26 protein-coding genes and 2 other annotated features are annotated in these 24,460 nt (G+C 35.8%); of the genes, 7 read left to right on the forward strand and 19 right to left on the reverse strand.

The annotated features are described in order from the left end of the window. Positions 1-10 precede the first annotated feature (10 nt). On the reverse strand, positions 11-1,045 hold the full coding sequence (gene pheS / locus LG329_RS03555; protein ID WP_404453437.1) for a phenylalanine--tRNA ligase subunit alpha: 1,035 nt from the start codon (positions 1,043-1,045) through the stop codon (positions 11-13). A gap of 483 nt (positions 1,046-1,528) precedes the next feature. After that, positions 1,529-2,266, reverse strand: coding sequence for a TrmH family RNA methyltransferase (locus tag LG329_RS03560; RefSeq protein ID WP_404453439.1), 738 nt, complete (start codon positions 2,264-2,266; stop codon positions 1,529-1,531). A gap of 203 nt (positions 2,267-2,469) precedes the next feature. Here LG329_RS03560 and sspI point away from each other — a divergent pair, with 203 nt between their 5' ends. From sspI to LG329_RS03590, 6 genes are all read left to right on the forward strand, one after another. Continuing rightward, entirely contained in the window at positions 2,470-2,691 is a 222-nt protein-coding gene (sspI, locus tag LG329_RS03565) for a small acid-soluble spore protein SspI (RefSeq protein ID WP_404453441.1), read from the forward strand. Between the two features lie 1,185 nt (positions 2,692-3,876). After that, the gene (locus LG329_RS03570) at positions 3,877-5,454 is read left to right on the forward strand and encodes a hypothetical protein (protein ID WP_404453443.1); all 1,578 of its coding nucleotides are present in this window, start codon (positions 3,877-3,879) and stop codon (positions 5,452-5,454) included. A 17-nt stretch (positions 5,455-5,471) separates the two neighbouring features. Further along, positions 5,472-6,695 carry an ABC transporter permease gene (locus LG329_RS03575; RefSeq protein WP_404453446.1) on the forward strand — a complete coding sequence of 408 codons (1,224 nt, stop codon included), beginning with the start codon at positions 5,472-5,474 and terminating at the stop codon, positions 6,693-6,695. Next, positions 6,692-7,822: an ABC transporter permease gene (locus tag LG329_RS03580; protein WP_404453449.1), complete on the forward strand. Its 1,131-nt coding sequence runs from the start codon at positions 6,692-6,694 to the stop codon at positions 7,820-7,822. The genes LG329_RS03575 and LG329_RS03580 overlap by 4 nt, the downstream gene beginning before the upstream one ends. Beyond that, positions 7,815-8,486: an ABC transporter ATP-binding protein gene (locus LG329_RS03585; RefSeq protein ID WP_404453452.1), complete on the forward strand. Its 672-nt coding sequence runs from the start codon at positions 7,815-7,817 to the stop codon at positions 8,484-8,486. The genes LG329_RS03580 and LG329_RS03585 overlap by 8 nt, the downstream gene beginning before the upstream one ends. Before the next feature lie 68 nt (positions 8,487-8,554). Next, the gene (locus LG329_RS03590) at positions 8,555-9,172 is read left to right on the forward strand and encodes a lytic transglycosylase domain-containing protein (RefSeq protein ID WP_404453454.1); all 618 of its coding nucleotides are present in this window, start codon (positions 8,555-8,557) and stop codon (positions 9,170-9,172) included. Positions 9,173-9,211: 39 nt separating this feature from the next. Here LG329_RS03590 and LG329_RS03595 read toward each other — a convergent pair whose 3' ends face one another. Both LG329_RS03595 and LG329_RS03600 read right to left on the reverse strand, forming a co-directional pair. Then, positions 9,212-10,297: a M42 family metallopeptidase gene (locus LG329_RS03595; RefSeq protein ID WP_404453457.1), complete on the reverse strand. Its 1,086-nt coding sequence runs from the start codon at positions 10,295-10,297 to the stop codon at positions 9,212-9,214. A gap of 70 nt (positions 10,298-10,367) precedes the next feature. After that, positions 10,368-10,853 carry a dUTP diphosphatase gene (locus tag LG329_RS03600; protein ID WP_404453460.1) on the reverse strand — a complete coding sequence of 162 codons (486 nt, stop codon included), beginning with the start codon at positions 10,851-10,853 and terminating at the stop codon, positions 10,368-10,370. A 119-nt stretch (positions 10,854-10,972) separates the two neighbouring features. Here LG329_RS03600 and LG329_RS03605 point away from each other — a divergent pair, with 119 nt between their 5' ends. Beyond that, positions 10,973-11,365: a sigma-w pathway protein ysdB gene (locus LG329_RS03605; RefSeq protein ID WP_404453463.1), complete on the forward strand. Its 393-nt coding sequence runs from the start codon at positions 10,973-10,975 to the stop codon at positions 11,363-11,365. Between the two features lie 62 nt (positions 11,366-11,427). Here LG329_RS03605 and LG329_RS03610 read toward each other — a convergent pair whose 3' ends face one another. The 15 genes from LG329_RS03610 to mutM all read right to left on the reverse strand — a co-directional run bounded on the left by LG329_RS03610 (position 11,428) and on the right by mutM (position 24,455). Next, positions 11,428-12,000, reverse strand: a complete 573-nt coding sequence (locus LG329_RS03610; RefSeq protein ID WP_404453466.1) for a TVP38/TMEM64 family protein — start codon at positions 11,998-12,000, stop codon at positions 11,428-11,430. Between the two features lie 85 nt (positions 12,001-12,085). Further along, entirely contained in the window at positions 12,086-12,349 is a 264-nt protein-coding gene (locus tag LG329_RS03615) for a DUF1294 domain-containing protein (RefSeq protein WP_404456388.1), read from the reverse strand. A gap of 200 nt (positions 12,350-12,549) precedes the next feature. Further along, positions 12,550-12,906, reverse strand: a complete 357-nt coding sequence (rplT, locus tag LG329_RS03620; protein WP_404453469.1) for a 50S ribosomal protein L20 — start codon at positions 12,904-12,906, stop codon at positions 12,550-12,552. Positions 12,907-12,966: 60 nt separating this feature from the next. Further along, on the reverse strand, positions 12,967-13,161 hold the full coding sequence (gene rpmI / locus LG329_RS03625; protein WP_404453472.1) for a 50S ribosomal protein L35: 195 nt from the start codon (positions 13,159-13,161) through the stop codon (positions 12,967-12,969). A gap of 29 nt (positions 13,162-13,190) precedes the next feature. Beyond that, complete coding sequence (infC, locus tag LG329_RS03630) at positions 13,191-13,694, reverse strand: translation initiation factor IF-3 (RefSeq protein WP_404456391.1); 504 nt, start codon at positions 13,692-13,694, stop codon at positions 13,191-13,193. Between the two features lie 66 nt (positions 13,695-13,760). After that, positions 13,761-13,889 (reverse strand) — a sequence feature (ribosomal protein L20 leader region). A 135-nt stretch (positions 13,890-14,024) separates the two neighbouring features. Beyond that, the gene (thrS, locus tag LG329_RS03635) at positions 14,025-15,974 is read right to left on the reverse strand and encodes a threonine--tRNA ligase (RefSeq protein ID WP_404453474.1); all 1,950 of its coding nucleotides are present in this window, start codon (positions 15,972-15,974) and stop codon (positions 14,025-14,027) included. Positions 15,975-16,087: 113 nt separating this feature from the next. After that, positions 16,088-16,313: a binding site (T-box leader), on the reverse strand. Positions 16,314-16,374: 61 nt separating this feature from the next. After that, positions 16,375-17,226 (reverse strand): sporulation protein YtxC, encoded by an 852-nt coding sequence (gene ytxC / locus LG329_RS03640; RefSeq protein WP_404453477.1) that lies wholly within the window; start codon positions 17,224-17,226, stop codon positions 16,375-16,377. A gap of 493 nt (positions 17,227-17,719) precedes the next feature. Further along, positions 17,720-18,652: a primosomal protein DnaI gene (gene dnaI / locus LG329_RS03645; RefSeq protein WP_404453479.1), complete on the reverse strand. Its 933-nt coding sequence runs from the start codon at positions 18,650-18,652 to the stop codon at positions 17,720-17,722. Positions 18,653-18,673: 21 nt separating this feature from the next. Next, the gene (locus LG329_RS03650; RefSeq protein ID WP_404453482.1) at positions 18,674-20,017 is read right to left on the reverse strand and encodes a replication initiation and membrane attachment family protein; all 1,344 of its coding nucleotides are present in this window, start codon (positions 20,015-20,017) and stop codon (positions 18,674-18,676) included. 23 nt (positions 20,018-20,040) lie between these two features. Beyond that, positions 20,041-20,502, reverse strand: a complete 462-nt coding sequence (gene nrdR / locus LG329_RS03655) for a transcriptional regulator NrdR (RefSeq protein WP_404453484.1) — start codon at positions 20,500-20,502, stop codon at positions 20,041-20,043. A gap of 30 nt (positions 20,503-20,532) precedes the next feature. Beyond that, a complete protein-coding gene (locus LG329_RS03660) occupies positions 20,533-20,913 on the reverse strand; it encodes a cytosolic protein (RefSeq protein WP_404453486.1) in 381 nt (126 codons plus the stop codon). Between the two features lie 322 nt (positions 20,914-21,235). Continuing rightward, the gene (speD, locus tag LG329_RS03665; RefSeq protein ID WP_404453488.1) at positions 21,236-21,613 is read right to left on the reverse strand and encodes an adenosylmethionine decarboxylase; all 378 of its coding nucleotides are present in this window, start codon (positions 21,611-21,613) and stop codon (positions 21,236-21,238) included. Positions 21,614-21,833: 220 nt separating this feature from the next. Next, positions 21,834-22,865: a glyceraldehyde-3-phosphate dehydrogenase gene (locus LG329_RS03670; RefSeq protein ID WP_404453490.1), complete on the reverse strand. Its 1,032-nt coding sequence runs from the start codon at positions 22,863-22,865 to the stop codon at positions 21,834-21,836. A gap of 146 nt (positions 22,866-23,011) precedes the next feature. Next, on the reverse strand, positions 23,012-23,611 hold the full coding sequence (gene coaE, locus LG329_RS03675; RefSeq protein WP_404453493.1) for a dephospho-CoA kinase: 600 nt from the start codon (positions 23,609-23,611) through the stop codon (positions 23,012-23,014). Between the two features lie 19 nt (positions 23,612-23,630). Continuing rightward, positions 23,631-24,455, reverse strand: a complete 825-nt coding sequence (gene mutM, locus LG329_RS03680; RefSeq protein WP_404453496.1) for a DNA-formamidopyrimidine glycosylase — start codon at positions 24,453-24,455, stop codon at positions 23,631-23,633. Between the last annotated feature and the right edge of the window lie 5 nt (positions 24,456-24,460).

The following is a 24,460-nucleotide window of genomic DNA, read 5'->3' on the forward strand; positions in this document are numbered from 1 at the left end:
TCTCCCTCCTTTATGCCTGATGATACTGTTTCAAGAATCGTTTATCATTTGTGTAAAATTGACGAATATCATCAATGCCGTACTTTAACATTGCGATTCGATCAGGTCCCATTCCAAAAGCAAAACCTGAATATACTGTTGAATCATACCCAGCCATTTCCAATACGTTTGGATGTACCATACCTGCTCCTAAAATTTCAATCCATCCAGTTTTTTTACAAACTGAACATCCATCCCCATTACACACCTTACATGAAATATCCATTTCAACTGAAGGCTCTGTAAACGGGAAAAAGCTAGGTCGCAAACGGATTTTTCTATCCGTACCAAACATTTTTTTAGCAAACGCATCTAAAATTCCTTTTAGATCACTCATGCGAACGTTTTTATCTACATAAAGACCTTCCATTTGTGTAAATTGATGTGAATGTGTCGCATCATCTGTATCACGACGATATACTTTTCCTGGGCAAATCATTTTAACTGCTTTGCTACCATTCAGTCCTTGCATGGTTCTCGCCTGAACAGGTGAGGTGTGTGTACGAAGTAACAGTTCATTTGTGATGTAAAAAGAATCCTGCATATCACGGGCGGGATGATCTTTTGGTAAGTTTAATGCTTCAAAGTTAAAGTAATCTGTTTCTACTTCTGGACCTTCTCTTACCTCAAATCCCAACCCAATAAATAAATCTTCTATGTCCTCTATAATGGATGTTAATAAGTGTGGTCCACCGACATGAATTGGTCGACCAGGTAATGTTACATCAATTGTCTCTTTAGCAAGTTGCTGTTCAAGAGCTTGTTCATTCAAAACATCGCCCTTTTCTTCCAATGATGCAGTAATTGTCTCACGCACACGATTAGCTATTTCTCCAATTACAGGACGTTCTTCTTTGGATAGCTTACCCATTCCTCTTAGGACTCCAGTCAGGGACCCTTTTTTCCCTAGATAGGCGACACGAATGTCTTGAATTTCTTTTAATTGCTCTGTGTTTTTAATTTTATCCAGTGCTTCCTGTTGTAGTGTTTCCAATTCTTCTTTCATATCATTAGCCTCCTTTTTTGCATAAAAAAACCCCGTCCATAAAAGGGACGAGGTTGTTATTTCGCGGTACCACCCTGATTATAAACAATCGTAATTCATTGTTTATCACTTGAACTTGATAACGGATTTAATCCGGAACACCTTTACTAGTAATGTCTAGCTCCAGCACCCAGCAACTATTGGACTACCCACGTTACGTGGGGACAGTCCATTAGTCACTATACGGGCGCTTGCGCTTTTCTTACAAGGTCTAAGTGCCAGCTCCAGAGTGAATAATTACCAATGAATAGTAGAAACGCTTCCAATCTAAGGCATTTCCTTCCTGAACTATTTCTTATCGCTAATATGCTCTTTCATAGCTTACTATAATGGTGTTCAAAAAGTAACGAAGAGATTCGCCATTTATCATTTGGTAACTTTTTGAACATCCTTTTATTATAAATTTGATTTCATTATAGATAATTAATGCGTTTGATGCAAGTATTATCCGTTAATATGGTACATAAGAATTCCAGCTGCCACGCTAACATTTAGGGACTCAGCTTTACCGTGTATTGGTATATTTACATTATAATCCGCCAACTCAATTAATGATTGATCTACCCCATTACCTTCATTCCCAACAAGCAAACCCATTTTGTTTCCTACAGTTGCTTCTTTATAAGGTTGGGCATTTTCAAGTGAGGTTGCCCAAACAGTGAATCCTTTTTTCTGAAGCAGAGGAATCTTCAGTGCCAAATTTTCTTGGAAAACTGGAATATGAAATAATGACCCTTGAGTGGAACGAATTACTTTATTATTAAACAGATCAACCGAATGCTTTCCTAAAATAACTGCATCAAACCCAACTGCATCTGCTGTACGTATCATTGTACCTAAATTCCCGGGATCCTGAATAGAATCAATTAACAATACTGAGCTGAAATCTAACCACTCGGGTTCCACTATCTTTACAATAGCCGCAATTCCTTGGGGGGTTTTTGTATCTGTAATATGTTGAAACACATTTTCCGCAACCGCTATGGTAGGATATTCACTTGCAAAGTTAGGTGCATTCGTTCCTTCTTGGATGATAATTTCTTCTATCTTCCAATCACTATTATGCACTTCCGAAACTAAATGTTCACCTTCAGCTAAAAACAGGCCTGTCTTTACTCGGAACTTTTTCATTTTTAGTTTAGCCCAATTTTTTACTTGAGCATTCTGTACTGACGTTATCATTAAATCGCATCCTCATTATTTATCGCAGTTTCACGGGCCGTAAAACACTAATAACTGCCCGTACAAGCCCGATTAGTTCATTTAACAATTAGTGAAGACAAAAAACCACTAAATGAAGTTTCACTTTATATTCTTATCATACATATTTCAAACAATCTAGGTCAAACTATATTCAGTTATAAATATGTAAGGAGTGAATTAAGATGGATTTAAATCTTCGTAAAGCAATTCTGTCAAATATAGCGGCAAACGATCAGCAACAGTTAGAAGAAACCATTGTAGACGCCATACAAAATGGTGAGGAAAAAATGCTGCCAGGATTGGGCGTATTATTCGAATTAATTTGGAAAGAATCAGATGAAACAGAGAAGAAAGAAATGATAGACGCTTTAGAACAAGGTGTGAAAAGTATAAATGCAGGCTAAATTGAGAAGATAGATGCGAAATTAAGCATCTATCTTTTTTTATGTAAGGCTGTATTCCCAAAAATCCTTGCTTTATAAGATAATAGATATAAACTGCGACGTAACGAAAAATCATGTTCCGTGCCCTGCGACCGCTACGGAAAAATCACTACGCGCACCTTAGGGCTTGCGCTGAGCCTCCTCGATCGCAAAGAACGCTCACTGGGGGTCTCATCACTTCGCTTTAAAGGCCACTGAAAAAGTTAAATATAGTACTAAATATGTGGATCCACCATCGCATATTCGAATATACTTCGCGCACCTTAGGGCGAGTGTCAAGCCTCCTCGGACTGCCGTCCTGCGGGTCTCGCCGATCTCTTGCTTCCCGCAGGAGTCACCGTATATTCGAAATGCTAAGTTAAGGTGTAAAGGTATATTTTTAAAATCCACCACTTTTTCAGTGGCCTTTTCGCTTTCCCGCAGGAGTCTCCGTGGTTTTCCTCCGCTAACATGGTGTCTGGAAGCAGTACTATATAGTCCCTTTCACTATTATAGCAGTTGATTTTCGCTGCGGACAGTTGACTCCTGCGGGAACAGCACGTGTCCGAAGACCCCGCAGAGTGGTTTATGATGAGGGCCGACTAAAACCGTCCTTTGCGGACAACGTCGGCATACCCCTTGCCGGGGCAAGGAGGCTGAGGCCGTGCCCTAAGGTGCGCAACTGTCCGCAGCGGAAATCAACATAGCAATTACGTCGCAATATATAAACTATGAAGATGAAAAGCAACAATGCGTACGAAAAGATCCTTATAAAAAAAATAATTAAAAAGCACTACTGTTTTCGATAAAATCCGACAAATGCCTTTATTATTAATTCCAAAATAAATTAAATTACAAATAATTCCATATATAAGGTTATAAAGCATTATTTTGTTATCTTAAATTCAAGAAAATAAAAGGACTTTAGACTCATTATGCGTATAACTTATAATGGCACATATTGACTATTATTAATTGCACTGTAAAATGAATTTATGAACTAAGTTGTAATTCATCAAGAAGTCACATCATACATATGATTACACATTAGAAAACTTGGCTTATCGCCAAGCTTTTAATGGCGAAAGCCTTAGTTGCACTTATGCAGTAAGAAATTAGTTATACTTTCTTGTCTGCCAAAAAAGTAAAGGAAGAGGTTTTGATACAATGCAAGGTAAAAAAGGTACTTCGAAAAAATTCATAATCTTTATTATTACTGCACTATTAATTGTTGGTGGAAGCGTTTCTGCTTTTGTTCTTTTAAATGTTTCTGAGAAACAAAAGTATTTTTTAGCAGAGAAAAACAGCTTTGAAGTAATTGGAGAACAATTTGAAAAACGTTTTGAACCAGAGTTAAATTGGCAGGAAAAAGTAAAAGAAAGTCCTACTGAATCTTCGTTTGAACTTTCTGCTACATATAATGATCCCGCTGCTAACGCTACTCCGTTTGGACCGGCACAGATTATAAACAACTCTACATTAACTATAAACAATTCGTTGGATCGAAAAGAAAAGAAAATGGCTACTGAGATAAGTGGTGCTTTTGGTGGAATTACAATCGACGGATTGAACCTTTATCTTACGTCGGAAAAGTTTTTAGTTGAACTTCCTTTCCTAAAAGAACTTCTTCAAATTAAAGAAGGAGATATTGGTAAACTTTTACATGAGGTTGATCCTGAAATTTACACCGGTAAAGAAAAGGTTGATTTTGATACATTCTTTAGTGGATCAAAAGTTTTATCCGAAGATGATCTTGACTATTTAAAAAAAGAATACGCAGAAATGATTTATGATAAATTACCGGATGATGCTTTCAAAGCAACTGAAGAAGCAGTAGAAGTAAATTCAAAATCTATTGATGCTGAAAAACTCACGTTTCATTTAACTGAAAAACAAGTAAAAGATTTGCTAACTTCAACTATGGAAAAAATGAAAGATGATAAGCGATTAAAAGAAATAATTCGCGAGCAGATTGCTATCCAATCGTTGGGTGCGGGAGTTTCAACTTCAAACATAGCACCAGCGCTTGAAAGTGATATTGATGGCATGATGGAAGAATTCGATGCATCGTTAGACACTGCGATTAAAGAACTTGAGTCCTTTCAAATTCCTGACGGATTCACATCTACCATCTGGGTTAATGATGACCTTATTGTTAAACGTGACTTTTCCGTTAAAATGGGGCCATCTAAGGATGAACTAGTAACACTTGAAATAAAAGGTACACAAATGCTAGGCGAAACAAAACAGACTTTCGACTATACTATTGGTGATATCGAGAATGATTCATCTATGACCATAACTGGTGATTTATCATGGAAGAATAAAAAAGCAGATGATTCTATTAAACTAGCTGCTGCTGATTTTGAACTAGCATATGAAGGTACCTCAACTTTGGAAGATGGAAAACGAGAATTTGAACGTTTATTCTCATTCAAAACTGGTCCAGACCAAGGTGAATTAAATTGGTCAGGTAATGCAAGTTATAAGGAAGACGAAATGAATTCTGAACATACTTTTGCAGTTCAAATTCCTGGGATGCCGGAAGATATGTTAAGTCTTCATGTAGCAAAAGATGCAAAACTTATTAAACAGGTAGAAATTCCTGAAGACCCAGAAGTTAAAGATATTGGTAGTATGAAAGTAAATGAAATTACGCAGTATTTCCAAATGGAAGTTGCCCCACAATTTCAACAATGGTTAATGGGAATTATGGCTTCAGGCGGAAACCTTAACGGACTATAGGAAACGGGTGTATGTAAATGCTTTTCTTTCATCACGTATTTCTGTTTATAAAAAATAATGTAAGACAATTACAGAGGAAGTGGCCATCACTTCCTCTGCTTTTTCTGTTTCCTATTATCATTGTGGGTTTGTCAGCCTATGTGATTATATCCTTTTTCACACCAGTCGATAATGAAGCGATTCAGGTAGGGCTTATTGACCATGATCAATCAAAGGAAACAACGATGGTAGTCGAAGTATTAGAAGAATCATCCCAATTAAACAACGCTATTCAAATAGAGGTTATGTCAGCTACAAAGGCAAAACAAGCCATAAAAAGTAATTATCTGAGTTCGTACATTGTTTTTCCAGAGGACTTTACCGATAACTTGTATAACGGTACTCCTGTCACGTTAGAAATAGTTGGAAATCCAAACAAGCGAATTGAGAGCTATTTAGTCAAAGAGTTAATAGATAGTGTTTCACGTCACATCAAAACTGCCCAAGCTAACATACTAACCATAAATTATTATGCTAAACAATTAGAAATGGACGATGAAACCCGCAATGACTTCTTATTCAAGCAGTTTACTAATTTCGTTTTCTATACATTAGGAAAAGACAAAATTTTAGATGAAGAAACGCTAACGAACAATGTCTCAAACTCCCCTATTCAATATTATGGACTTAGTAGTTTATTTATTATCGTAACGATTTGGCTGCTGACTTTATACTCTATTTTAACGAGAGAAGAAGAATCTAAGATGAAGAATAGAATGCGATTATATAGTGTAACAGATACACAGCAAGTATTTGCTAAAATGATTGTTTCATGGATCGTAACAATCTGTTTTACTGCTATTATTTTCATCGGAATTATTGCGTTTTTAAATACACAACTCTTTTTAAGTGATTATGGAAAAATTGCCATATTGACGCTAGTTTATAGTTTTGTGTTTTTAGTTGGACTAGCGATAATAGAAGTAATTCTTACGGCATCAAAAATTCGTTTATTCGTTCAAACTTTTTATACAGGACTGCTTTTATTAGTAAGTGGTGCAATCGTCCCAACAATCTATTACCCGTTTTACGTTCAGGGAATATTACCTTACAGCTTTTCTTACCAAGCACTCCATTGGTTACAAGAAATCATTTTGAATAATAGTGTATATGTATCTTTTCTCCCTCTTATTGGTTATATGATTATCGGAGTCCTTATCTTTTTTGGTATCTCTACCTGGAAGGAGCGTGTTTCGCGTTGAAAAAAGTTATAGAAGCACGTTTATTACATATGAAAAAGCATTGGATCAGCCTACTGTTTTGGCTGCTCATACCATTAGTAGCCTCAATTGGTTTAACAACTATATTTAGCGCTGTACAGGATGACAGCAAGATTCCAGTAGGCATTGTAATAGAAGACCACAATGAAGTCACAAATGAACTTTTTAATGAAATTTCGACAACATCATTCATCGAGGCTCGGGATCTTACCAAGGATGTTGCTTTATATCAATTGAAAAAACATGAAATTGATAGTGTTTTTGTGATACACGGTGATTTTGCTGATCAAATACGTGAAGGGAAAAGAAATCACATCATTACAAGCTATCAATCCAACCAATCGTTTGCTTATTCACTTGTAAAGGAAATGGTACTGTCCTATGTTCAACAAGAAACAGGACGATCTAAAACAGCCTATATTATTAAAGAATTAGCTGAAAACTATCAATCAGATTCAGAATGGTCATGGGATGAAATCATTTCAAAGAGTAAAGAAATAGAGAAAGAGGAACATTTACTGCAAACTTCCTTCGACTTCAACAAAGTGGAGTCGAAGTCAACCAAGAACATACCTTTATGGAATATTTGGGGGATTTGGAGTATTTTCAGCATGCTATCTACACTGCTTCTTTTTGACTGGGTAGTGAAGGAAAACCATTCTCCGGTTTTACCAAGATTCGCATTTATGGGAATTAGTTTTAAAGGATATTTGGTGAGAAGCTTCGGCTTTTATAGCCTTTTACTTATTTTGATGGATACTATTACATTATCTGTTTTTTACTCGCTTCATCATGTACAAATTAGTATGTCTTTTATTATTGGGATGATGTGCTATCGTTTAATCCTTCTTCTAGGTGCATTTTTATTAGCGCTTCTATTTAAAAATACTTTTCGTTACTATGTGGTCTCGTTTGCGATTACACTTTTGACAATGATAAGTAGCGGAGCAATTTTACCAATAAACGGACTTTTATCTAGGTGGCCATGGTTCACTGCAATTAATCCGTTAGGTCCCTTACTTTCAGGTGACCTAATAAACTTTTGGCCAGTTTTTCTACTAATCTCATCTATCATATGGTATGTACGAAAGGAGCAGTATTATGCTTAATGTAACTTCATTATCCAAAACCTATGGTAACCGCGAAATTCTAGATTGCCTATCATTTACGATAAATTCAGGTGAAATTGTTGGCCTTGTTGGGGAAAATGGGGCTGGTAAGTCAACGTTACTAAAAATCCTAGCAACTTTGTCAAAGCCAACAAAAGGAACATTATCCCTTCATTCTTTGCCATTCGATAAAAACATTAAAAACATAAGGCAAATGATTGGTTTCGTTCCTCAAGAAATTGCAATATGGGAAGAATTCACAGTACAAGAAAACATGATGTTTTTCGAAAAGTTATCCACAGTAAAAAAAACAAATGAAGAACTATACCAAATTTGCTTGGATATGAAATTAGATAAATGGAAGGAACCTGTAAAGCGTTTGTCTGGTGGTATGAAACGAAAATTAAATTTAGCAATTAGCCTCATACACGATCCAGAAGTTTTATTATTAGATGAACCTACTGTAGGAATCGATTTAAAATCAAAGAACGAGATTAGTGCTTTTCTACAAAAGCTAGCCAAGGAAAAAGGCACTATGATTCTCTTTACCTCACATGATATGGATGAAATTATAAATTTATGTGATCGGATTTTCTGTATTGGAAAGGACACATTTTATCAAAATAGATTAATTGAGGCTGGCAATAAACCACAAATATTGTAAAAATTTATTGCATATGTATGGTCTTATGGCTAAAATATAGACAAGTAGTGAGAAAGGAGAAAAACATGATGGAATTACAAAAATTGCAGAATCTCATTAAATTTCAAGCTATGTCAATCATGTCATCATCTGATAACTCAAAGTCCTATAATTCTCCTTTAATTGATCTAGCTTTTAAACAACTATTACAAGATAGAATAAACCAGGCAGAAACCAAACAGCAAACTAACATACTGTATAATAGTGCACCCACCTTTCCTTCTGTGTCTACATATAATCCGGTTAACCCAGTGGGAAGTGCCATTTCACCGACGCAATTCGATTCACTTATTACACAAAAAGCGAACAAATATGGCATTGATGAAAAACTCATTCATTCAGTCATTAATGCTGAATCTAACTATCATGCAAATGCGAAAAGTAGTGCCGGGGCACTTGGACTTATGCAGTTAATGCCTGCAACTGCCAGAGGTCTTGGTGTAATGAATCCGTTAGATCCTTCTCAAAATGTTGAAGGCGGTACAAAGTATTTAAGTCAAATGTTAGATCGCTATAATGGTAATATTGAATTAGCCTTGGCAGCATATAATGCAGGACCAGGTAATGTCGATAAATATCAAGGAATACCACCATTTGAAGAAACACAAAACTATGTCGAAAAAGTAATGAATAATTATTTGGCATAGAAACAAAAAATCAGTAGCAAATTGCTACTGATTTTTTTATTAGGATAAAACAATTTCTTTTACTTTATCATTGTCTAACTTTTTAATTGCTTCTACAATCAATTTTACCGCATTTTCAAAGTCATCTCTGTGCAGGATTGCAGCATGTGAATGGATATAACGGGTTGCAACAGTAATAGATAATGATGGAACTCCATTTGCTGTTAAATGAATCGAACCTGAATCCGTTCCCCCACCAGACATTGTTGCGTATTGGTATGGAATATTATTCTCATCGGCAGTGTTAATGATGAAGTCACGAACACCCTTGTGAGAAACCATTGATGCATCATATAAAATAATTTGAGGCCCATCGCCCAGTTTACTATCTGCATCTTTATCAGAGACTCCAGGCATATCTCCTGCAATTCCTACATCAACAGCAAATCCAATGTCAGGCTTGATTGCGTGTGTAGAGGTTTTTGCTCCCCGTAATCCAACTTCTTCTTGAATAGTACCAACACCATAAACAACATTTGGGTGATCTGTGCCTTTCAACTGTTTTAATACTTCAATAGCGATTGCACAACCAATACGGTTGTCCCAAGCTTTAGCTAGAAGCATTTTTTCATTTTTCATCTGTGTGAATTCAAAATAAGGAACGACTGAATCACCAGGTTTAACACCAAATTCGAATGCTTCTTCTTTGCTTGATGCACCAATATCAATAAACATATCTTTAATATCTACTGGTTTTTTACGAGCTTCAGGAGATAGAATATGTGGCGGTTGTGAACCGATAATACCTGTCACATCCCCTTTACCAGTCATAATGGTAACACGTTGAGCAAGCATTACTTGACTCCACCATCCACCAACTGTTTGAAAATAAATAAATCCTTTTTCATCAATTCGTGTAATCATGAAACCAACTTCATCAAGGTGACCTGCTACCATGATTTTTGGTCCATTTTCATTACCACTTTTTTTAGCAATTAAGCTACCTAGGTTATCAGTGAAAACCTCGTCTGCGTATGGACTAATATACTTCTCCATAACATCTCTTGCTTCTTTTTCATTACCCGGAATTCCTTTTGCATCGGTTAAATCCTTAAACATGGTTAGTGTTTCATCTAATTTTGGCATATGTATTTTCCTCCTTAAATTTAATCCACCATCAATTATAACTTTATTTAGAAAAATAACAAAATATTTACTAGTATCCCTGTTCTTGTCTTTCATAATTTTTATCATTTTTCTTTTTATAAGCCCCGATGATTGCTTGTTCGTCAAAGCCCAGGGCATTACCTAACACTAAAAAGTGATGGAACATATTCAGATAGTTTGTCCGATTTGCCTTCTCATGAAATAATACACACTGGCTGAACAATTTATTAAACTGATCAGTTGCAGACACATTGGATGAATAATCGCTATTAGATTCGTATAGATAACTTTTTTCAATTCCTAGTGACATAATGAAATGAAGGCAATCAACATATTCCTCGAGGATGGTGTCCTTATCACTTGGTGCTTTTGCGCTCCAGAATTTAAAGCATCTCGTTTCGTTTGCAAGCTCTCCTATTTCCACGAGTAATGCAAGATATTTTGACTCAAAAAGTTGATTCTTATCCACATCATTTTTTTCTTCGATATGACTATCTAGTTGTTTTTGCATCGAAAATAGTTTTTCCCAGTCCAATTATTATCCCTCTTTTCATGTTTGTTATGATTGTATCATGAAAAACTTTCGAAATGTGAAACCTGAGACATGCTTATATCGTATATAAGAATAACAAACTTTCAAGGAGACGGTTGAATATGATTATTATTTTATTTCGGATTTTAATATTGTTTGCCATCATTCTTCTCGTCTACACATTTTATCAATATTTTCGAAATCCAAAACGAAAATTACACATTGCAAAGGCCCATAATGATTTTTATTTTTTGGATGAGCCGGGCAACAGTAAAAAAAATTTCCAGTTTGTTTATAAAGGTTGCTCCTTTGAAGGGGAAAAATATCTTGGTACAACTGAACAAGCCTTTGAGGTAGTAACCATCCATGTGTTTGTTCATGAACCAATGGAACTCAAAGGATTTACACGCGATGATCTATACTTTTTGGAAAAAGAAATCTTAATTCGATATCCATATTCCAAAATAGAATGGAAGCACCCAGTTAATAAACTAGTATTAACCCCAATTGAATGAAAGTAAAAATGGAAAAAAGGAATTCAAATTTAATTTGAATTCCTTCCTGGTAAAAACTAATATTATGTTCGAACGGGAAAAAACTCATTCCACTTAATAACAACTTCTTTTCTTCTTAAAAAATATATAAGTGGTAGGATTGCAACTAGTAACACGATAATGTATAGAGGGGATAAGTTAGAAATCCATTTCCCTATCGATGTATACAAAAGTGCTAAGGGTATATTTGTTAATAAAGATGATTTCGTATAATCCTTAAAACCTTGTGTGACTTCAATTAAACAGAGTGATAAAAGATGAAAATGAATAAATGGTATAAGACGAAGTATTGCAATTTGCGAGGTGGTCAATTCTGAATGGTTCCCGATTAGTTTTCCTTTTAAATGAACAAGCTTTTTGAACGTTTTTGGCATCCAACGAATAAATCCATAGAAACCCATACTTGATAATGTAATGCCGATAATCGAATATACACTTCCTGCGACAGCTCCAAATAATATTCCGCCTGAAATACAGATAAATACTACTGGAAGGAAAAACAATGGTCTCAGTAAATGAAAGCTAATGAATAATAGCGGTGCAAATATACCACCAGTTTCAACCACCGCCATTAGATAACTACCAAACAGTTCCATACCATGCCTCCTCTGCTTGCCTTTGCCATCTTGTGCAGCATGTGAAAAGACCACTTAGTACATGTATATGACATAAGACGAGCCTTTATGACATGGAAGGAACAATAAATACACATGCAACCTGTATGACTAAAATAAACGGCATTCCAATTGTGAATAAACGATGTTTTGTTTTATGCCTGAACATCCGCATACCGACGATTGCTCCTATTGATCCCCCAACTATAGCAGTTACCAGAAGTGTTTTCTCAGAAATACGCCATTTATGCTTTATCGCTCTTCTTTTATCGATTCCCATAAGAATAAAAGCAATAATGTTTATGATGACCAAGTACCAAACAACTACCATTTCTATGTTCATTTTAATCTTTCCTTCGTTTATAGAAAATGACCAAATTCATTGGAATTTGGTCATTTTCTCATTTATTATCTAGCTATGGCTCCTAGAAGCTGCCGTCATAAGCAATGAACACTCCGAACGCTTAAACCCTTGCGTTCTTCGGTTCCTTGCTTATGCGTCCACTTCTGACCAGTCGCCTCCGCTTTTCTTTACTTAATTGCTGATTTTGCTTTTTCTACAAGTTGTCCGAAAGCTTTTTCATCATTGATAGCTAAATCTGACAACATCTTGCGGTTAACGTCAATACCAGCAACTTTTAATCCGTGCATCAATTTGCTGTACGAGATATCGTTCATGCGAGCTGCAGCATTTATACGTGTAATCCATAATTTACGGAAATCACGTTTTTTCTGTCTGCGGTCACGATAAGCATACTGACCTGACTTCATTACTTGTTGTTTTGCTGTTTTAAATAGCGTGCGTTTTGAACCATAATAACCTTTTGCTAATTTTAGTACGCGTTTACGACGTCTGCGCGTAACTGTTCCACCTTTTACACGTGGCATATTAATACCCTCCTAATACAAATCTATATCATTGTATATCATTTAATTTAGTTTAGTAGCTTACTTTGGAAGCATTGCTTTGATGCGTTTGTAGTCCCCTGCAGATACAAGTGTGCTTTTACGCAATTTACGTTTTTGTTTTTGCGATTTATTTGCAAACATATGGCTTGTGTAAGCGTGTGAACGTTTTAATTTTCCAGATCCGGTTCTTTTAAAACGTTTTTGAGAACCTTTATGGGTTTTCATTTTAGGCATGAGATTTCCTCCTTGTAAACATTTAAGAATTATTTTTCGTTTATGGGTGCGAGCATTATGAACATATTACGACCTTCCATTTTCGGTCTTGATTCAACCGTTGAAATGTCTTTACACTCCTCAATTAGTCGGTCTAATACTTCTTGACCAAGTTCTTTGTGAGTGATTGCTCGACCACGAAAACGTACAGCTGCTTTTACTTTGTCACCTTTTTCAAGGAATTTTCTAGCGTTCTTTAATTTTGTAACAAAATCATGTTCGCCAATTCCCGGTGTGAAACGAACTTCTTTCACATTAATAATTTTTTGATTTTTACGAGCTTCTTTTTCTTTCTTTTGTTGCTCATAGCGATATTTTCCATGGTCCATGATTCGACAAACTGGTGGTTTTGCATTAGGTGCAACCAAAACTAAATCTAAGTTTCTAGTTTGGGCAATTTCTAATGCATCTTGACGTGATTTAACACCAAGTTGGTCACCGTTTGAATCGATTAAACGTACTTCTCTCGCACGAATTTTTTCATTTACATTCATATCTTTGCTAATAGCCAGCCACCTCCAAAATAGTGTAAAGTAATCCTGATCCTTCATTGACAAGCGGTCATAAAAAAAGTGCAGGTACAATATATGCACCCACACGACTTTAATCATTTATTTAAAGAAGTTAGAAACCAGTCAACTGCATGTATGCGTTGAACAGGTGAGAAGCGGGTGCCTCTACTTGTCTCAGATCATTTAATTTTATTCAACTTTTATACTATACCATTGAATCCAGTCTATGTCAAACAACCCTAGCATAAAAGCTAATCATTAACTTTACCTACTATAGTATATGCTTAGGTAAAGTTAAAATGAATAGCATCATTACTGTTTTCGTAATGTTTTGCTCTTATTTTCCTCTGTAATTAATTGTTCAAAATCTTGATAACTAATTGTCTCGGAGTTCTTTTCACCATATCTACGTACATTAACTGCGTTTTCTTCTATCTCATTGTCACCGACAACTAATCCAAAAGGAATTTTTTGTGTTTGAGCCTCACGGATTTTATAGCCGATTTTTTCATCTCGTTCATCAACTTCTACTCGTATACCCTGTAATCGAAGTTTATCTGCTACATCCTTAGCATACTCTAAGTGAACATTTGGAGATACTGGAATGACCTTTACCTGAACAGGAGCCAGCCAAGTAGGGAAGGCACCTTTATATTCTTCTAAAAGGAATGCTACAAAACGTTCCATCGTTGAAACGACACCACGATGAATCACTACTGGTCGGTGTTCTTTTCCATCTTCTCCGATATAAGTTAAATCAAATCGTTCTGGTAACTGGTAGTCAATCTGAACAGTGGACAATGTTTCGTCTTTTCCTAATGCCGTTTTTACTTGCACATCAAGCTTAGGACCGTAAAATGCCGCTTCCCCTTCAGCTTCCACATAGTCTACTCCCATTTCTTCCATTGTTTCTTTCAGCATTGCCTGTGCTTTTTCCCACATTTCGTCATTATCTATATATTTCTCTTTATCTTCTGGGTCGCGATACGAAAGTCGGAAATAGTATTCATTGATTCCGAAGTCTTGATATACTTTTTGTACAAGTTCTACCACTCGAATAAATTCATCCTTCAACTGTTCTGGGCGGGCAAATATATGTGCATCATTTAATGTCATCGCTCGAACACGCTGTAATCCAGCAAGAGCCCCACTCATTTCATGACGATGCATGGTACCTAACTCCGCAATACGTACTGGTAAATTACGATAACTATATAACTGGTTCTTATAGACCATCATATGATGTGGACAGTTCATCGGGCGTAAAACTAAATCTTCATTATCCATTTCAAGTGTAGGGAACATATCTTCCTTATAATGATCCCAGTGTCCACTAGTCTTATACAATTCCACGCTACCTAAAACTGGAGTATAAACATGGTCATAGCCCAAACGTTCTTCTAAATCAACAATATAACGTTCAATATTACGACGAATTGTTGCACCCTTAGGTAACCATAATGGTAATCCTTGACCTACTTTTTGTGAAACAGTAAATATCTCCAACTCTTTTCCAAGTTTTCGATGATCACGTTCTCTACGTTCTTCTAGGAGTTTTAAATAGTCTTGAACTTGGCCTGGTTTTTCAAAAGCTGTTCCGTAAATACGTTGAAGCTGTTGGTTATTACTATCACCACGCCAATATGCGCCAGATATAGTCAATAATTTAAAGGCTTTGATTTTACTTGTAGCAGGGACATGTACACCTCTACATAGGTCAAAAAATTCACCCTGCTTGTAGACTGTTACTTGTTCACCTTCAGGTATCGCATCGATTAATTCAAGCTTTAAATTATCGCCAATTGAACGAAACATTTCCTTCGCTTCTTCCCTGGATACTTCGATACGTTCAATTTCCAAATTCTCATCAACAATTCGCTGCATCTCTTTTTCAATTTTAGGTAGATCCTCTGGTGTTAGGGAATGTTCCATATCCATGTCATAATAGAATCCTTCTTCAATGACAGGACCAACACCAAATTTCACGTTTTTATATAAACGTTTAACTGCCTGGGCCATAAGATGAGCAGTGGAATGCCGTACAACCTCTAGACCTTCCTGATTTTTATAGGTAATAATTTCAATTTCACCACCATGGTCTAGACCACGACGTAAATCTACTAGCTTACCGTCTAACTTAATTGCTAATGCTTGCTTTTTTAATCCAGGTGATATAGAGAATGCAATGTCTTCTCCAGTAGTTCCATTAGGAAATTCTTTGCTAGCCCCATCTGGAAAAATGATTGAAATTTCTGCTGCCATGAAAAACACTCCTTCTTTTCTTTTACTAGACACATCCAGCTACAACGTCAATACGCCGCTAACCAGACACTTTCGTTTTTGACACAAAAAACGCCCATCCCTCTGCACTATTGCAAAGGGACGAGCGTTGGTCACGTGGTTCCACCCTGATTCCCGTGATATATAATCACGGCTTCATTGATCTTTAACGCAGAATATACGCTACTACTTACTAATTATTTCAATAGTAGAGTTCAAAGGTGGTAATCATTTGATGTACCTGAGGAAGTTTCCAGCCAATGACTTCCCTCTCTTTACTGTACAAGCCGCAAACGATCTTGTCCTTATCATTACCAAATATTAATTAAAATATATATAAATTTTATTATAGCGCCAGCAAATTATATTTGCAAGTGGCAATTCATAGTTTTTTTAAATATTGAGGAAAAGGAAAATTGTTCATCGGTTCAAATTCTACTCGCTCCTGAAAAACATTAATAATCGTTAATGTTTTTGGTTCAACCGGATTATCCCCATAAATTTTTATCGTTTCAGGAGCCATCGCTATTAACGGAGATAAATTCCATTCATTATTATCTAACCCAACAATATACAACGGTTCCTTTTGCATAATCACTTGTAAATCTATGTTTGTAAAACGTTTTCCGTTTGAATCGAAAAATGTAAACGGATCTCCTTGTATGATATAAATGGTTGGAAATACCGCTTTCTTTTTAGCTATATATTCCCTAAGTGCGTTTACAAAAGATTGATGGTCCTCTTCCCGTTTCAATTCATCAATAGCTAGTCCAGTAAAGCACTTGATAAGTTCTTTAAATGGTTTTATTCGGAACGTTACCAATGAATCATAATGAACGGTACACGAACTTCTTATCATTGTAATAAATAATGACTCCAAAAATAAACCTGGATCTTCAGTATCGGTCAAATCTATATTTTCGTCATCCCCCCCAGTAATGATCCAATGAGTAAGATCTAATATCTTATCGATTTCATCATCATTTGAGTAATAGTATACATCTTTTATAACTGATCGTATCATATCTGACAAACGATGAAACATAAATACATCAACAAGTGCTCTTGCAATTGAATCAAGCGATGCATTATCGACATCCTCAATTTCGATTTGTAAATGATTCCCCCATTCTTCATTCGTCTTCCAATGTAACTCAATCTTTTTGTTAATTTGAAATAACGACTCACAAAAACTAATCACTTCTTTATCTGACTCCATATAAATATCCAGCAATACATCTCACCCTCACAAAACCAAGCTGATACATTATATGGAAAGAATGATGAAAAGATGTATAAAGAAAAAAACTACCATAAATTTTTAATTGGTAGTTTTGAATGTCTAGCTCCTACGTACAGGACGTACTAGTGCCGATAAAGCCACAGGACAAGGAAAACTTCCCTGAAAAGCATCGCACGAAGAAAAAGTGGGTTTCTTTTTCGAGGACGTGGCGTTTTTATCGGCCAGCGCCCGCCCATTGCCTAGTGCCCTTCTGGCGCCTCCTTACGATAAATCAACATCGAATCGCTCCGCTCTTCGTGTTTCCTTTTCACTTCATCACAACATAAGATTCACTTTGACTTTCGCCATTACTGGCGATAAGTCTAGTTCATCTCATATAAAAAGAGGTTCGATTGAAACCGCCACTTGAGTGGCAACATCGAACTACCCACGTTGCGTGGGCACAGGTCATACGGCAATTATCGGGCGCTTACGCTTTTCTTGTCTAGCTATTTCGTCTGTTTTCTCCAGAGATTTGTACTTCTTTACTCACTTGTTTGATACGTTCAATAATTCGTCCTGCTTTAACTGTTTCAACAGCTCCACGATTTGTTTTGGCTAACTGGTCCTCTAATTGGTCTAGGTTATAGTTGGAAGTGAAAAACACTGGAAGTCCTTCCATCATACGATACTGCAAAATAGATCCGAGGATTTCATCACGAAACCATGCTGATTGAGATTCAGCCCCAATGTCATCAATCATCAGAACTTCAGCCTTTTTAAAGTACTCGATTTTTCTATTTATCGAGTCATCTTTTAAGGAAGCTTTAATTTCCCGAACAAATTCGGGCATATAGATAATCATAGATGAGATTTTATCTTCTTTTAGTCGATTTGCAATTGCTCCCAGGAAAAACGTTTTCCCAACGCCAAATGGTCCATAAAAATATAACCCTTTTGAAGGGAGACCTGTTTTTGCTTTCTCAATAAAGTCAACCATTTCCTTTATTGCTAACTTTCGTGCCGAATCACTTTCAATTTTATCAGTCGATGCCTCAAGAATTTCTTTTGGCATGTAAAGACTTTGGATTAGTTGCTGTTGCTCTTTTTGCTTCTCAAAACTAACTCGATTATGACACTTTTCATACTGCAAATGGATTTCGTTGTTTTCCGTTTTAAGAATTGGTGAATACCCATTTAACATATTAATGCAGCCACCAAGTGATTTACACTTATCACATTGTTTAGACTGTGTTTTGTACTCATATAATTTAATAAGATTTTTATCGATTTCTTGTTTTGATAACTCGGGATGAAGCGATAGAAATTCTTTAATTTCAGGATCTTCTAACACATCTTTTCTGATTTTCATGTAGTTTTCCTTAAAATCTTTATTATCGTTCATCCATTTTTTTAATGTTGATTGTACTGGTTTCATATCAATCATCCTTGGAAATGATTATTTTTTATTGCTACTAGATATTTTTCTTAATAATTCGTCCATCTCTTCTTTTTCTTTAGTTGATTCAGTTTCATTCTTCACCGGAATTTTTTTCACATTGTCTTTCTTGCGATCCTTAAACCAATCTGGTACAACTTCATTCGAGTAATTCTTGGAATTGGAATAGGATGGTTTCGATGATGGTGATGTTGACTTTTGATATCTATTCTTCTCTTTTTTTGCAAAAACCATTGCTTCTTTTGCCGTTTGCAAATTAGCACGTGACCAATGACTAGCAATTTTTCCTAAATAAGCTTTTGATAGTTTCATATTTGATTGAAGCAATACAAAGTGAATCAATACATTCATAACAGGAGATGGCAATCCCTGTAATGTCATTACTTCACGGATCACTCGCATATCTTGTTCTGAAGCATGATTACCACTAGATAAGTCCTCTAACAATTGTTTTGGAGAAATGGTTTCTAAATGATGCACAAGTTGTTCTTCCTGTGTTTGAGGTATTGACTTCGGTATCTCTTTTTTTTCTACCTTTTCTGTAAGCTTGATGGTTGTCGTATTATATTTAGATTTAAATACATCATGACAGGCATTCTTGAACTCTTCAGTATGTAATGTGTTTTCATCAGTTAAGGCCCACAACATACTTTTTTCGATTTCATGTGTTTCTAATTCATACAACTTCATCATTTGTATAATAAGCTGTTTATTACTTACAGTAAGAACACTGTTTGCAGGTATCATTCGTTGCTCCAACATTTTTTTAATCCAAGAAAAATCTATCGAATCTATAATAGGTTCGTCCTCATTATGCTCCGCTGCGTTCATCGTTTGATTATACGGTTGAAACGTTTGAAATACATCATTGAATGCAGCAGTAACGTTTTTTCCAGTATGAGACAATTGTTTTTTATAATACCGCTGTTTTAAAAGAACAAACTTCTCTTCGCCAATATGGTAATAAAGTAATTGTGCTAACATTTCATCTGTAAAAAATTCACTGGGAGAAAAAGGGGCCAATAATTCATACGTATAAATTGACTGTTCATCAAGTAGTCTTTCATAGGTTTTCATTAAGCCAATGCCCTCTAATTTTAGTCTTGCCCGGTATATTTCATCTAGTGGCATGTTTAAATAGTTCATTAATGTGTGATGTGTTTGTGGGTCTTCCAAATTCTGTACTTCAACCTCGTGCAATAATGTCATGAAAAGAGAAACAGCTTCAATTCCAATCAAAGGTTGGTATAAATGAGTCATTGCTTTTTCGAAGTCTACTGGTAGACTCTTTTTTTGTGACACGTAATACCCATCTACTGGTAAGACCTTTCCAATAACATTCATAACCCTAACTCCTTCTTAACCCATTACTTTTTATCTGTTTTAATTAAATCCTTCAATTCATCTAAAAAGACAGTAATATCCTTAAATTGACGATAAACAGAAGCAAAACGTACGTATGCAACTTCATCGACCTTTGCTAGTCGATCCATTACCATTTCGCCTATCTCTTTACTTTCTACTTCCGATACGCCCTTATCACGTAGTTCCTTTTCCACATCTAATGCAATTGACTCTATTTTCTCAACGGGAACGGGTCGCTTTTCACAGGACCTGATCAATCCCCTAATCAATTTTTCTCTACTAAATTCTTGTCTCGCGCCTTCTTTTTTAACAACAATTAAAGGTATTGCTTCTATTCGTTCGAACGTGGTAAAGCGAAACCCACATTGCTCACATTCTCTTCTACGCCTGATTGATCGACCTTCTTCAATAGGTCGTGAGTCAAGAACCTTTGTACTTTTGTAATCACAATTAGAACATCTCATTTCGCTCCACCCCGCTCCTTTTTACTAAGATTATCTTTTCGTTTCAATATAAGGTAATTCATTGTTTAATTGTTTATATAACTGTTCAATAACTCTTGTACTGTTACCAAAATCAAAAGGTAATGCGGATTCAGTAGTAACGGAAAAATCAATTGCAGTATTAAATGGCCTGACAGAAATAATAGTCGCAATGATAAAGGTTTTCTTATAATAAAGGCTGATTTCCCCATGCTCTTTCGAAATCGAATGTATCGAATAGTTTTGTGATTTCGTATATAATTCCTCTAATTTGGCAAGTGCTTTATCTTTAGTAGTTTTATAATAATGTGTTTGAAGTGATGTATCCAAATGGTTATCACTTGTTTCTGAATGATTACTAAAGTATTTTTTTATGGTTTGCTTAATTGACATCCCCTACACCTCGTCACATTATGATAAATTTATAGATACTACATCACATTTTAACACGTTTCCCGCAATTTAACTAATTAGAAAAGTGGAAGTGCCCGTTTATTGCCGTATGACCTGGACGGCTCCGTATGAGGTAAAGGAAACACGGTGAGCGGATGCGAGCCGATGTTGACTTATCGCAAGGAGGTGCCGGAAGGGCACTAGGCAATGGGCACTGGAGCTAGACAAAAAATCATAAAAAAAGCTGATTAAACTCATCCTTATCGAATAGATATCGATAAGGGGACAAGTCTAATCAACTTTTTATTTTTAATCAATTATTTTATAACACTTGGAATTTATTAACCTTTACAGAACCCATTCCACGTGGAACTTCTACTTTTTCATATGTCTTTGCTTCTAATGAACGCGCGATATGTTCTGCCGCAACATTCGGATCAATAATATCCCCGCAGGTATATACATCAATGCTTGCATATCCATGCTCTGGGAAACTGTGAATCGTCAAATGTGATTCCGAGATGATAACTACTCCACTCACACCATGTGGTGCAAATTTATGGAAAGCGACCTCTCGTACTTCCGCACCCGCTTTTAAAGCTGCATCTACAAATATACGTTCGATTAATCCCATATCATTCAATTTATCTATATTACATTCCCATAATTCAGCAATTACGTGTCTTCCCATTGTATCCATTACATTTCCCCCTTAAACGAATTGTTAAGTCCTTCCGTTTGTTACTTCACCATACCACGGGGGAAAGTTAGTCCAAAGAGGTCCTAACCCTTTAAGTAGGTGTATTGCATATTAGAAGGTCACAAAGAAGTATAAACTGTTTTTTTTATTTTTGCAATATGTTTTTTATCAAGAAAAAATTTGACCTTGAAAGAGCATATGCCCTCCAAGGTCCATTATATTAAGAAATTTTCACTTGTTCTTGATTCAGATAACTTCCTACATATTTTGCAAGATCGACTACACGGTTTGAATAACCCCATTCATTATCATACCAAGCTAACACTTTGACTTTATTATCTTCCATAACCATCGTTGAAAGGCCATCTATAATTGCAGAATACTCCGTAGTTGTGTAGTCAATAGATACCAATGGTTCCTTACTGTATTTAACAATTCCATTTAATTTGTTCGCACCTGCTTGCTCAAATGCTTTATTAACATCTTCAGCTGAAACAGATTTTTCCACATCAACTACAAGATCAACTAGCGATACATTTGGTGTCGGCACACGTAATGACATTCCATGCAGTTTACCATCTAAATGCGGTAATACTAATCCTAAAGCCTTTGCAGCACCAGTAGATGTAGGAATAATCGATTGTGTGCAGCCTCTTGCACGACGTAAATCTTTATGTGGATTATCTAAATTCTTTTGATCATTTGTAAATGCATGCACGGTTGTCATAAGGCCATTGATAATTTTAAAGTTATCATCAATTACTTTTACAACTGGGGCTAAACAGTTTGTCGTGCACGAAGCGTTCGAAATAATATGCTCTTTATCAGGATTATACGTATCATGATTAACACCCATCACAATTGTGTTATCAACATTTTTCCCCGGGGCTGTGATAACAACTTTTTTAGCGCCCGCCTGTAGATGTAATCCAGCGCCATCCTTCGTGTTAAACTTACCTGTAGCTTCAATTACAATATCTATATTATGATCTTTCCAAGGTAATTTCTGTGGTTCGCGTGAATTAACAAGTAAAACAGTCTTTCCGTCGATTTCAAGACTATCCTGAAGCGCTTTCACTTCACCGTTAAAAATTCCATGTACACTATCATATTTAATTAAATGGGCAAGTGTTTCTGGAGGATAACTTGCATTAATTGCTACAACTTCTAATTGATTGTCTTTGATAGCTTGGCGAAAGACCATTCGTCCAATTCGACCAAATCCATTTATGGCAACTCGTGTTTTATTCATATAAAGTCCTCCCATATATGCTATACTTTTTATCCTTTATTAATAAGTAGTATAACACATATTTCGTAAAATGTGCTTTAAAAAACGATAATTTTGTGCCAAAAAGAAGATATAGGTGGAATAACTACCTATATCTTCACTTAATGTTATATAATTTTCCAGGATTTTAATAGCTTGTCTAATTTTTCTTTTGATTGTTCTTTTGTTCCATTATTGTCGATAACTGCATCTGCCATGTTTGCTTTTTCATTTAATGAAATCTGAGAATTAATTCTTTCGTTTGCCTCAACCTCTGTTGAACCATCCCGTTTCATCAGACGTGCAAGTTGTGTTTCTTTATTAACGTACACGACGACTGTTTTATCAACAAAATGGGTTAATTTGCTTTCAAATAATAATGGGATATCAAGTACAACACAATTTGCACCAGATGCAATAAACTCATCTCGTTGCTGTAACATCTTTTCTCGTACTGCAGGATGCACAATTGAATTCAATTGCGAACGTTTTTTCTGATTAGGAAAAATGATGGAACCCAGCTTCTTGCGGTCTATCGTTTTATCTTCATGCAAAATCGCACTTCCAAATGTTTGCACAATCTGTTGATACGCCTTTTCACCTGGGCAAACAACATCTCTTGAAATTTTATCTGCATCTACTACCGGGATATTGTATGCATCAAACATGGAAGAAACCGTACTTTTGCCACTCGCAATACTTCCAGTTAACCCTATAATTAACGCCATAATGTATGCTCCTTTAATGCTATTTTTGACAATTCATGCACACATGAGTTCCACGGCCACCTATTTTCATTTTAACTATAGGCTTCCCACAATTTTTGCATGGATTATTTTCCTGTCCATATACATATAACGTTTGTTGGAACATACCCATTTCACCGCTGCTATTTACATAAGAACGGATGGTTGTACCGCCAAGTTCTATCGCATGTTGAAGGATTGTTTTAGCCTCTTCCTGAATTGCCTTTACTTCTTTTTTTGTGAGTTTATTCGCTTTTTTTAATGGGTTAACTCCCGCTTGAAATAGCGTCTCATCGACATAAATATTTCCAAGCCCTGCAACAATCGTTTGATCCAATAATGCAGATTTGATAACCCGATCTGTTTTATGAAGCTTTTGGTAAAAGTACTCAAGCGTAAATGCTTTATCAAACGGATCTGGGCCAAGTTGATTTAATGGCTTTTGATCAAGTTCCGTGCCCTTTTTCACAATATGCATCGTTCCGAATTTACGTACATCGTTATATCGAAGCTCCTCACCATCTGTGAAAGTAAATATGACATGTGTATGTTTCTTTACAGGTTCTCCTGATGCGTGGACACTATATTTACCTTCCATACGGAGATGGGAAACTAATGTATAGTCAGTTAACTCGAATAATATAAATTTACCTTTTCGATGAATATCGATGATGGATTGTTGCTGCAAGTTAACTTTAAATTCTTCTACATCGTCTGGAAGTTTAATAATATTCGGCCAAAAAACATCCACATGTTGAATAGTCTTATTTAGAACGAAACGTTTTAATGTTTGTTTTACGGTTTCTACTTCAGGTAATTCTGGCATGTATA

Origin of the sequence: Virgibacillus necropolis (assembly GCF_044793635.1) — a bacterium.
In the GTDB taxonomy this organism is placed as follows: Bacteria; Bacillota; Bacilli; order Bacillales; family Amphibacillaceae; genus Virgibacillus_F; species Virgibacillus_F necropolis_A.